Origin of the sequence: Kitasatospora sp. NPDC097605, from assembly GCF_040302725.1 — a bacterium.
Lineage (GTDB): Bacteria > Actinomycetota > Actinomycetes > Streptomycetales > Streptomycetaceae > Kitasatospora.
On sequence record NZ_JBEOSF010000012.1, the window covers coordinates 198,998 to 208,819 of the forward strand.

A 9,822-nucleotide genomic window follows, 5' to 3' on the forward strand; every position below is an offset into this window, starting at 1 on the left:
GGGGAAGGCCATACCGGTGGATGGGAAGGTGGGTGTTCCGTGGGGAATTTCCTGGATGGGTCGTATGCCGTTGACGCTCCCGGGGGGGCGCCGGTGTGCGTCATCGGCGCGGGCCTGTCGGGCCTGGCCGTCGCACACGCGCTCGCGGTGAAGGGCATCGACTTCGTCTGTCTGGAGAAGGCTCCGGAGGTCGGCGGGATCTGGCGCAAGCCCCAGGCCGGGGAGCGCGGGCCCGGCTACCGCTCCCTGCACCTGAACACCGCCAAGCAGCTGACCGGCTACGCCGCCTTCCCGATGCCGGACTCCTACCCGGCCTACCCCCGGCACGACGAGATGGCCTCCTACCTGCGGGCCTTCGCCGAGTGGGCGGGCCTGGTGCCGCGCATCGAGTTCGGCACCGAGGTGCTGTCGGTCCGCCAGGAGTTCGACGGCTCCTGGCTGGTCGCCGCCCGGGACGCCCACGGGGTCGCCAGCACCCGGCGCTTCTCCCGGGTGGTGCTCGCCTCGGGCGCCAACGCGGAGCCGCTGCTGCCGGATCCGGTACCGGCCGGCTCGGAGTCGTTCACCGGCCGGATGCTGCACGCCGTCGACTACCTGGACGGCGACGGGTTCCGCGGGCAGCGGGTGGTCGTGGTGGGCCTCGGCGCCTCGGCCGTGGACATCGCCGCGGACCTCTCCCGGCACGCCGCCCGGACGGTGCTGTCGGTCCGCCGGGGGCTGCACGTCGTCCCGAAGCAGCTCTACGGCATATCGTGCGACGTGATCGCCGAGTCGCCGTGGTTCACCGCGATGTCGCTGACCGAGCGGCGCGAGTACATCGAGCAGGCCCTGCTGGTCGCCCGGGGCCGGCTCTCGGACTACGGCCTCCCCGAGCCCGACCATCCGATCTTCTCCTCCGCCGTGACGGTCTCCGACGAGATCTTCAGCCGGATCCGGCACGGCGGGGTGATCCCCAGACCGGGGATCGACTCCTTCGCCGGGAGCACGGTCCGGTTCACCGACGGGTCCGCCGAGGAGGCCGACGCGGTCGTCTGGTGCACCGGCTACCGGATGTCCTACCCGTACCTGCCCGCCGACTGCCCGGTCGGCCCGAGCGGCCGGGTGGAGCTGTACCGGCGGATCGTCGCGCCCGACCGGCCCGGCCTGTACTTCGTCGGCCTGATCCGCCCGGTGGGGTCCATCACCCGGGCGCTGGAGGCCCAGGCGGACTGGGTCGCGCGGCTCATCGGCGGCGAGGAGGCCCTGCCGTCCGAGGACGTGATGCGCAAGGAGGTCGACGACTACCTGAGCGGTATCGCCGCGCGCTACGGGCAGGGGCTGGGCGCCTCGATCCAGATCGACGTGGTGCCCTACGTGCAGGAGTTCCGCACGGTGTAGCCCCTGCCCGTCCGCCCGTCAGCCGGCCGGCGGCCGGACGGCGTAGGCCTCCGCGGAGAGGTACGCCGTGATCCGCGGCGGCCAGCCCCGCTGGTGGGCGAGCGCCAGGTAGGCGATCAGCCCGACGCCGTCCTCGGGCCGCCGCCCGGTGAGGGAGGGCAGGGCCCGCAGCAGCGGGGCCGGGTCCATGCCGTGCCGGCCGAGCAGCGCCACCGCCCGCTCCAGCGCCTCGCCGTCGTGCCGGGCGTAGTCGCGGACCGGGACGTGCAGGGTGAAGCCGCTCGGCCGGTCGGCCGCCGGGTCGGTGAAGGCGTGGCAGGACAGCACGGGCAGCCCGGCGAGCCGGGCGTCGGTGCCCGTGGTCCCGGCCGCCGTGGCGGCGAACTCCCGGAGCACGTCCGCCGACGGCCCGGCGGGCATCCGGGAGAGCTCGCCGACCGCGGCGGCCGACAGGCCGGGGTGGCGGACGTAGACCTTGACCCGGGGCTGCTGCCAGTCGCCGAGGTCCAGGGCGAGGAACGGGAAGCCCTCGCCCTGCGGCAGCGCCGCGAAGGCCCGGTGGTGGCCGATCCGGTCCAGGGCCTCGCGCACCGTCTCCGCCGCCCGGTCGGCGCCGTGGGCGGCGGGGTTCAGGTACACCTTGACCCGGGGGACGCCGCCGGGGCACAGCTCCAGGGCGCACCACAGGGCCAGCGGCCCCTGCGGGGACGGCGGCAGGAGGAGGTCCTCCAGCTTGTCCAGCGAGGTGGTGTCGAACCCCCAGCGCCGCGACATCGCGCGGATGGCGTCCAGTCCGGCGCGGCCGTTCTCCTCCAGGGTGGCGGCGCCGCAGCCCGGCTCCAGCAGCACCCTCAGGTCGGGCGGGCCGTCCGGCCGGAAGGAGAGCGAGTACTCCACCGGCGTGTGGTCGTCGGACAGGAAGGTCCGGCCGGACGGCGGCAGGTCGAGCCGCCGTCCGGCCTCCGGTCCGAGCGCCCCGGTGAGGACGTCCGCGTAGGTCCGGGCGTCCTCCGCTCCGAGGTTCGCGACCTCGCACAGCCGCCGCAGCTGGCCCGCGGCGAACTCACCGAGCGTCGGGACGCCCGGTCTTTCCGGGTTGCCGGTCACTTCGCCAGCCAGGTCAGGAAGGAGCTCCAGAGCCCGCGTTCCTTGCGCGCCCCCGTGGTGTGCTCCTCACGGGCGGGCGCGGCCGACCGGGCCGCGGTGGCGGGCCGGGGCGCCTCCTGGACCGGGGTGAACCTGGTCGGCAGCGCCGACAGCGCCCGGCTGAACGGCCCCGGACGCCAGGTCAGGCTGTCCACCGGCACCGCGAGTTCGATGTCCGGCAGCCGGTTGAGCAGGTTCTCGATGGCGGTCACCGTGATGTGCCGGGCGGGCTCCTTGGAGGGGCAGGCGTGCGGGCCCGCGCTCCACGCCAGGTGGGCCCGGTTGCTGCCGGCTCCCCCGGTGTTGGCGGCCGCGATGCTGACCAGCACCAGCTCGCCGGCCTCCAGCTTGGTCCCGGCGAACTCCATGTCGGCCGCCGGGTAGTGCGGGGCGTAGTTCGTCAGCGGCGGGTTGCCCCACAGCGTGTCGTCGAGCGCCTCGGCGATCAGGCCGCCCTTGTGGGCGTACTGGTCCTGGGTGAGCAGCAGGTGCAGGGTGTTGCCGATCAGGTTGCGCAGCGGCTCGGCGCCCGCGCCCAGCAGCAGCGCCAGCTGGTGGACCATCTCCTCGTTGTCCAGCGCGGCCTCGTGCTGCATCAGCCAGGAGGTGACGTCCTCCCCCGGCCGGGTGCGCTTGAGCGCCACCAGGTCGGCCGCGGCCTGCATCAGGACGTCGGCGGCCCGGGCGGCGTTGACGCCGTCGAACATGCCGGAGATCCCGAACAGCACCCGGTCGCCGATGTCGGCCGGGCAGCCGAAGAGCTCGTTGAAGACGAACAGCGGCAGCTGCTTGGAGTACTCGCCGACCAGGTCGGCCGAGCCGCGCGCGCTGAACTGGGCGATCAGGTAGTCGGAGATCTGCCCGATGCGCTGGGTGAGCCGGCGGGTGTCGATCCGGGCGAGGCTGTCGGTGACGGCCTGGCGCAGCCGCAGGTGCTCGACGCCGTCGCTGAACATGCAGTTGGCGCGGTAGGCGAGCAGCGGCAGGACCGGGCTGTCGGCGGGTATTCGGCCCTCGTTGAGGTCTCGCCAGCGGCGCGAGTCCTTGCGGAACGAGGCCGGGTCCTGCAGCAGCTGCAGCGCGGCGGTGTAGTCGGTGACGAGGGTGGCCTCGACGCCCGGGGAGAGTTCGACCGGCGTGGTCGCGCCGAAGTGGCGCATGTACGCGTAGTAGGCCTGCGGGTCGGCCGCGAACTGCGGCCCGTACAGGGGTATCCGTTCGCCGGTGCCGTGGGCGGGGCACCCGGGCGGGGGCACGAGTGCGGTGGACTCAGCGTCCATATGTCTGCTCCTAGTGGACACGGTCCAGCAAGTGACGGACCAGTCTGATCAATGCTTCGGCGGAGGACTTCTCGTCGCGGGCGTCGCAGGTGACCACGGGGGTGTCTTCCAGCAGGTCCAGCGCCTCCCGCAGGGCGGCCTCCTCGTAGACCGGCGTGCCGTCGAAGCGGTTGACGGCGATCGCGTAGTCGAGCCCGTACTGCTCGATGAGGTCGATCACGGCGAAGGAGTCCGCCAGCCGGTCGGGGTCGACCAGCACCAGCGCCCCGAGCGCGCCGCGTGCCATGTCCTCCCACATCTGCACGAAGCGCAACTGCCCGGGCGTGCCGAACAGGTACAGCACGACGCGGTCGCTGAGGGTCAGCCGCCCGAAGTCCATGGCGACGGTCGTGGTGGTCTTGCTCCTGACCCCCTTGAGGTCGTCGACCGCCTCCCCGGCCCGCGTCATGGTCTCCTCGGTGGAGAGCGGGGTGATCTCGGAGATGGAGCCGATGAAGGTGGTCTTGCCCACCGCGAAGTGGCCGACGACGAGGATCTTCACGGCCGTCTGGTTGGCTCCGTCGCGGACGTAGGCCCGCTCATCCAAACTTGGCCTCAAGTCCATTCAGCACCTCCTGGAGGATGCGCGTGTCCACCAGGGAGGCACGCGCGACGGGCGGCCGCACGAGAAGGTAGCCGCCTTCGCTGAGCGCCGAGAGGAGGATCCTCACCACGCCCAGGGGCAGCCGGGTGTGTCCGGCGATCTCGGCCACCGTGAGGTAGCCCGCGGCACATAATTCGAGCAGGCCCTGCTCCTCCGGGGAGAGCCGGCGGGTGGGGCGCTGCTGCTCGTCCCCCGCCGCCGTGACCAGGGTGACCAGGGAGAGCTGCTCGTCGTCGGGCAGCCCCCGCCCCTTGGTGATGACGTACGGTCTCACCAGGGGCGGGGCGGCGTCGGGCGCCTGCTCGCCTGGGGTGGTCATGGGCGCACGCCGAGGTTCTCGCGCGGCGGCGCCATCAGCGCCTTGCCGAGCTGGCCGACGAGCTGCTGCATCCGGAAGGTGATGTCCGCCATGTCCACGTCCGGGGAGGCCGAGACGCCGAGGTAGGCGCCCTGGCCCGCGGAGATGAGGAAGACCCAGCCGCCGTCGAACTCCACCAGGGTCTGCCGCCACTGGTGCTGGGAGCCGTTGCAGAAGAAGGCGAGCGAACGGCTGAGCGACTGCACGCCGCTCATCCCGGCGGCGACCCGGTCGGCGTCGTCCTTGCCGATCTCCTTCGTCCGGGCCATCAGCAGACCGTCGGCGGAGATCAGGACCGCGTGCAGGGCTCCGGGGATCTCCAGGGCGCTGTCAAGCATCCATGACAGATCGTTGTTCACGGGTACTCATGTCCTTCACTACTTGCAGCGGTCGCGCTGCTCGTGGTTTCCGCGGCGTCCGGATTCGTCGCCCGGCCGGACTGGGTGCCTCGCTGGAAGGCGCCCATGATCGCCGCCGTCTCCGCTCCGGAGCGGACCGGTGCCCCGGCGGACGGGGCGCCGTAGGCCGGAGCACCGTAGGACGGAGCGCCGTAGGCCGGGGCCCCGAAGCCCTGCGGGTCGAAGCCCTGGGCGCCGCCGCCGGGGACCGGCTCGGCCGGGACGACGGCCATCGGCCGCTTGCGGCGCCGCTTCGGCAGGCCGTCGGGGCCGGTCGTCGCGGTCGCGGCCGTCGCGGCCTCGAACGGATGGCGGGCCGCCGCCTCGGCGCCGACGGAGCCGGCGGAGGCCGCCGGTGCCGGCCGCTGCTCCGGCATGGCGGTGAGGAGTTCGTGCGGCAGGAGGAGAACCGCGCGCACACCGCCGTAGGGCGAGGAGGAGTCCACCGAGGTCTCGAAGCCGAAGCGCTCGCTGAGCACACCGGCCACCGCGAAACCGAACTGCGGCGGGTTCCCGAGCGCGGAGACGCCGGAGACCCGCTCACTCATCAGGAGCTTCTCGGCCCGGCTGCGCTCCTCGTCGTTCATGCCGATACCGGCGTCGTCGACGACGATGCAAATGCCCTTCGGCACGGTGCGGATATTGATTTCCACCATCGTGTCGGGGCTGGAATAGCTGGTAGCATTGTCGAGCAGTTCGGCGAGTACCAGTGCCACCGGCTCGACGGCCCGGCTGGTGATTCCGTAATTGACCTGGGAAAGAATCTCCACCCGCCGGAAATGCCGAATGCGGCCCTGCGCGCTGCGGACCACGTCGTAGATCGAGGCCACCTCGCGCTGCCGGCCCAGCCAGCCGTCGCAGAGCACAGCGATGGACTGCGCACGGCGTCCGAACTGCGAGTTCGTGTGGTCGATCTCCAGGAGGTCCTCCAGGATGACCGAGTCGCCGTACTTGTCCTGCAGTCGGGAAATGACCAACTGCTGTTCGGCGGCGAGGCCCTGAAGGGTTCGCATGGCGGACTTGAGGACCGTTTTGGTCTCCTCGTCGGCGCGCACGTGCGCCGCCTCGACGGATTGCGAGAAGTCGCTCTCCAACGCGGCGTAGTGGGCTCTGAGCCCCTCGGACTCTCGTCGGGCCGAGGCTGCGGCCCGGCGCTGGAGGACAATGACGGCGATTGCGCCGAGGAGGACGACGAGAAGAGCCCAGAGAATGGGGTTCTGCAGGGAATGCGTCATAGGACTCTCTTCAGGAGAGTGGCGGTCAGCTGCTGATTTACCGTCAAGGCTGGGGTGGGCCGGTGGACGTCCGCACCGGGGTCACCGCCCGGACCGCCCCTGTGATCATTCCGTCTCACACCCGCCCGATCCCCCCGGCAAGCGCCGTGATCATATCATCGGATGAAACGCCCCTCCGCAGGCCCCTACCAGGGCCTTCTAGTTGACGTGCGCTCAGTTCGCCCCATGACGAACACCTGTCCCGGGGCGCTGCGGCGCCCATTCGACCAGACCATGACACGGCGGGCAAACGCCCTGCTCCCGCCCTTGATGTGAACGCGGCGCCCCGGCGAACGGGTTCAGCGCGACGGAGCCGCCGGGGCCGCCGTCCGGGAGCGGCGCCGCTCGCCGAGCCCGCGCACCAGCTCGCCGGCGACGAACGCCGTCACGGCGGTGACCAGCAGCAACGGCAGCAGGTTGGGGGCCTGGGCCCCCAGCAGGGCGGTCGCCAGCACCGTGCTGGTGACCGGCAGCCGGGTGACCGCCGTGCTGGCGGCGGCGAGGCCGACCGCCAGGCCGGGCGCGGTGCCGAGGCCGGGCAGCGGGCCGCAGGCCACCCCGAACGCGGCGCCGATCAGCACCGCGGGGAAGATCGGACCGCCGCGCAGGCTGCCCAACGCGAAGCCCCAGGCCGCCGCCTTGCAGAGCGTCAGCATCAGCAGCGCGAACACCGACCAGGCCGCCGGGTCCGCGGCCAGCGTGCCCAGGGTCGCCTGGCCGGAGAGCGCCGCCTCCTCCGGCGACCGGTCGGTGAGCAGGGCGTACGCGGCGATGCAGGCACCGACCGCGACGGCGCACAGCACGGTGCGGAGTGCCGTCCCCCGCGCGGTCGGGGGCGCCACGGCGTGCTCGGGGTCGCCGGTGGTGAACGCCTTCACCCGCCGGCCCAGCGTCTGCCCCGCGACGCAGACCACGGTGACGGCGACGGCGATCGGCACGCCCCACAGGAAGTCGCCCGGGTCCGGGACCCCGCTGTGCGGCACCGAGGGCAGCGCGAGCGCGCCGATGGACAGCCCGGTCCAGTGGCCGAAGCCGGTGAACACCAGCGCGCCGACGCCGCTGGCCAGCAGGCACGGCATGATCAGCAGCAGCAGTCGCGGCCCGCCGAGGCCGGCCGCCTCGATCATCATCACCGCGGCCACCAGCGGGCTGCCGAAGATGGTGGAGATCGCCGCGGTCGAACCGGCCGCGCCGAGCACCGGCACCAACTGCGGCCGGGCCGCGCGTCGGGCCGGACGGACCGCGAGCAGCGCCAGCCCGCCGCCCATCGCCATCAGCGGCGCCTCCGGGCCGAGCGCCGCGCCGAGCGGCAGACAGGCGAGCGCGGCGAGGACAACGCCGGGCACGGCCTTCGGCGGGGCCGGCGGGCCGCCCAGCCCGTCCACCGGGACGTGGCCGCCGCGGCCGGGCAGCCGGGTGACGATCGGGGCCAGCAGCAGACCGGCCAGCAGCAGCGTGGGCAGCGGCCACCACCAGGGCGCGCGGTCGTGGCCGAGGGCCTCGGGCAGGCTCTCCCAGATCCAGTGCTGGAGCTGGTGCTCCAGGCCGACGAACCAGAAGGCGGCCAGCGAGACGGGGACACCGACCAGGGCGGAGATCAGCAGCAGGCCCAGGTAGCCCTTGGTCAGCAGGACCTGACGCAGGCCCGGGGCGGGGGCCTGCTCGGGGGCCGCTCCCGCGACGGAGCCGGGGCCGGGCGTCGGTTCGGGCGTCGGGGCGGGCCCGGACGTCGGGGTCGGGTCGTCGCTGCCGCTCGGGCCTGCGCTCGGCTCGGGCATCGTCCGCCTCCGTCGCGTTCCCCGCGCCGGTCCGGCTCCGGCCGCGTGCTGCGACCGAGTCTCGCCCGCGCCCGGGGGCACCGCACGCACCCGCGGGTGCGGCCGCGCCCCGATTGCGCCGTCGGAGTGAACGCGGGCGGGGGCGGCGCGGTCAGTCCTGGCGGATCTGCCGGGAGTCGCCGAGGGCGCTCTCGATGCCCTGCACCATCCGCCACAGCGGCGCCCGCCGGCTGGCGACCAGCACCACGACGTCGTCCTGCTCCCCCGCCCCGGCGCCGTCGGACGCGCCGCCCCCGCCGCCGGGCCGCTCGCTCCAGGTGTCGGTGACGAAGGACATCGCGTGGTCCACCTCGGCCACCCAGTCGCTCTCGCCACCCGAGCGCAGCCAGGTGCGCAGGGCGTGGTTGTGCGCGGCGACCACGGCGGCGGCGACCACGTCGGCCCGCAGCGGCCCGTCGGCGCGCCCGGCGAAGCGGCCGCGCAGGTAGTGCGCGAGGGTGTGCTCGTAGCGCCAGACGACGGACAGCTCGTAGGCGCGCAGGCCGGGGACCTTGCGGGTGAGCCGGTAGCGCTGGACGGAGAAGGACGGCTGCTCGGCGTACATCCGCAGGACGAGCCGGGCCGCGTCGCCGGCGTGCCGGACCGGGTCCTCCTCGCCGGTGCCGGATTCGAGGAACTCCGTCATGTCCGCGAGGCCGCGCTCGTGGTCGGGGAAGACCACGTCCTCCTTGGCCGGGAAATAGCGGAAGAAGGAGCGCCGGCCGACCCCGGCGAGCGAGACGATGTCGTCGATCGTGGTCTGTTCGAAGCCGCGTTCCAGGAAGAGCTCGAAGGCGGCGGCGACCAGCGCCTCGCGCATCGCGGGCTTCGGCTGCCCGTCGTTCATGGGCTGGTCCTGCTCTTCCTTCTCGCTCATTCCCGGAACATAGCATCGGCCTCGAACACCCGGACCGGGCCGCGGACGGCCGGCCCGGGTGCCCGGGTGCCCGGTGGGGTCACGGCAGGTTGCGGGCCATCACGATGCGCTGGATCTGGTTGGTGCCCTCGTAGATCTGGGTGATCTTCGCGTCCCGCATCATCCGCTCCAGCGGATAGTCCCGGGTGTACCCGTACCCGCCCAGCAACTGCACCGCGTCCGTCGTGATCTCCATCGCCGCGTCCGACGCGAAACACTTCGCCGCCGCACCGAAGAACGTCAGATCCCCGTCCCCCCGCTGCGACCTCGCCGCCGCCGCATACGTCAGCTGACGCGCCGCCTCCAGCTTCATCGCCATGTCCGCCAGCATGAACTGCACACCCTGGAAGTCCCCGATCGGCTTCCCGAACTGCCGCCGCTCACGCACATACCCCTTCGCGTAGTCCAACGCCCCCTGCGCGATCCCCAGCGCCTGCGCCGCGATCGTCACCCGCGTGTGGTCCAGCGTCCGCATCGCCGTCGCGAACCCCGTCCCCTCCGCACCGATCATCCGGTCCGCCGGAATCCGCACACCGTCGAAGTACACCTCACGCGTCGGCGACCCCTTGATCCCCAGCTTCCGCTCCGGAGCACCGAACGACACCCCCTCGTC

Annotated in this window: 10 protein-coding genes; 1 reads left to right on the plus strand and 9 read right to left on the minus strand. The window is 72.9% G+C overall.

Annotated features, from left to right (window positions below):
- Positions 1–93: 93 nt before the first annotated feature.
- Entirely contained in the window at positions 94–1,377 is a 1,284-nt protein-coding gene (locus ABTX81_RS16610) for a flavin-containing monooxygenase (protein WP_350545541.1), read from the plus strand.
- Positions 1,378–1,395: 18 nt separating this feature from the next.
- Here the strand turns inward: ABTX81_RS16610 and ABTX81_RS16615 are convergent, their stop codons facing one another.
- The 9 genes from ABTX81_RS16615 to ABTX81_RS16655 form a co-directional block, all read right to left on the minus strand.
- Positions 1,396–2,484 (minus strand): tryptophan dimethylallyltransferase family protein, encoded by a 1,089-nt coding sequence (locus tag ABTX81_RS16615; RefSeq protein WP_350545544.1) that lies wholly within the window; start codon positions 2,482–2,484, stop codon positions 1,396–1,398.
- Positions 2,481–3,803, minus strand: coding sequence for a cytochrome P450 (locus ABTX81_RS16620; protein ID WP_350545546.1), 1,323 nt, complete (start codon positions 3,801–3,803; stop codon positions 2,481–2,483). The genes ABTX81_RS16615 and ABTX81_RS16620 overlap by 4 nt, the downstream gene beginning before the upstream one ends.
- A gap of 10 nt (positions 3,804–3,813) precedes the next feature.
- A complete protein-coding gene (locus ABTX81_RS16625) occupies positions 3,814–4,407 on the minus strand; it encodes a GTP-binding protein (protein ID WP_350545548.1) in 594 nt (197 codons plus the stop codon).
- Positions 4,382–4,765 (minus strand): DUF742 domain-containing protein, encoded by a 384-nt coding sequence (locus ABTX81_RS16630; RefSeq protein ID WP_350545550.1) that lies wholly within the window; start codon positions 4,763–4,765, stop codon positions 4,382–4,384. The genes ABTX81_RS16625 and ABTX81_RS16630 overlap by 26 nt, the downstream gene beginning before the upstream one ends.
- Positions 4,762–5,163 (minus strand): roadblock/LC7 domain-containing protein, encoded by a 402-nt coding sequence (locus ABTX81_RS16635; RefSeq protein WP_350545553.1) that lies wholly within the window; start codon positions 5,161–5,163, stop codon positions 4,762–4,764. The genes ABTX81_RS16630 and ABTX81_RS16635 overlap by 4 nt, the downstream gene beginning before the upstream one ends.
- Positions 5,160–6,437: an ATP-binding protein gene (locus tag ABTX81_RS16640; protein ID WP_350545558.1), complete on the minus strand. Its 1,278-nt coding sequence runs from the start codon at positions 6,435–6,437 to the stop codon at positions 5,160–5,162. Before ABTX81_RS16640 ends, ABTX81_RS16635 begins: the two co-directional genes overlap by 4 nt.
- A 338-nt stretch (positions 6,438–6,775) precedes the next feature.
- Positions 6,776–8,254, minus strand: a complete 1,479-nt coding sequence (locus tag ABTX81_RS16645) for a chloride channel protein (RefSeq protein WP_350545561.1) — start codon at positions 8,252–8,254, stop codon at positions 6,776–6,778.
- A 151-nt stretch (positions 8,255–8,405) separates the two neighbouring features.
- On the minus strand, positions 8,406–9,170 hold the full coding sequence (locus ABTX81_RS16650) for a TetR family transcriptional regulator (RefSeq protein WP_350545566.1): 765 nt from the start codon (positions 9,168–9,170) through the stop codon (positions 8,406–8,408).
- Between the two features lie 79 nt (positions 9,171–9,249).
- On the minus strand, positions 9,250–9,822 hold a 573-nt coding region (locus tag ABTX81_RS16655; protein ID WP_350545571.1), incomplete at its 5' end, for an acyl-CoA dehydrogenase family protein.

Bases quoted from the DNA above. Each gene is read 5' to 3' on its own strand.
- ABTX81_RS16645 (WP_350545561.1), bottom strand. From the start codon at position 8,254: ATGCCCGAGCCGAGCGCAGGCCCGAGCGGCAGCGACGACCCGACCCCG.
- ABTX81_RS16630 (WP_350545550.1), bottom strand. From the start codon at position 4,765: ATGACCACCCCAGGCGAGCAGGCGCCCGACGCCGCCCCGCCCCTGGTG.
- ABTX81_RS16650 (WP_350545566.1), bottom strand. From the start codon at position 9,170: ATGAGCGAGAAGGAAGAGCAGGACCAGCCCATGAACGACGGGCAGCCG.
- ABTX81_RS16640 (WP_350545558.1), bottom strand. From the start codon at position 6,437: ATGACGCATTCCCTGCAGAACCCCATTCTCTGGGCTCTTCTCGTCGTC.
- ABTX81_RS16625 (WP_350545548.1), bottom strand. From the start codon at position 4,407: ATGGACTTGAGGCCAAGTTTGGATGAGCGGGCCTACGTCCGCGACGGA.
- ABTX81_RS16620 (WP_350545546.1), bottom strand. From the start codon at position 3,803: ATGGACGCTGAGTCCACCGCACTCGTGCCCCCGCCCGGGTGCCCCGCC.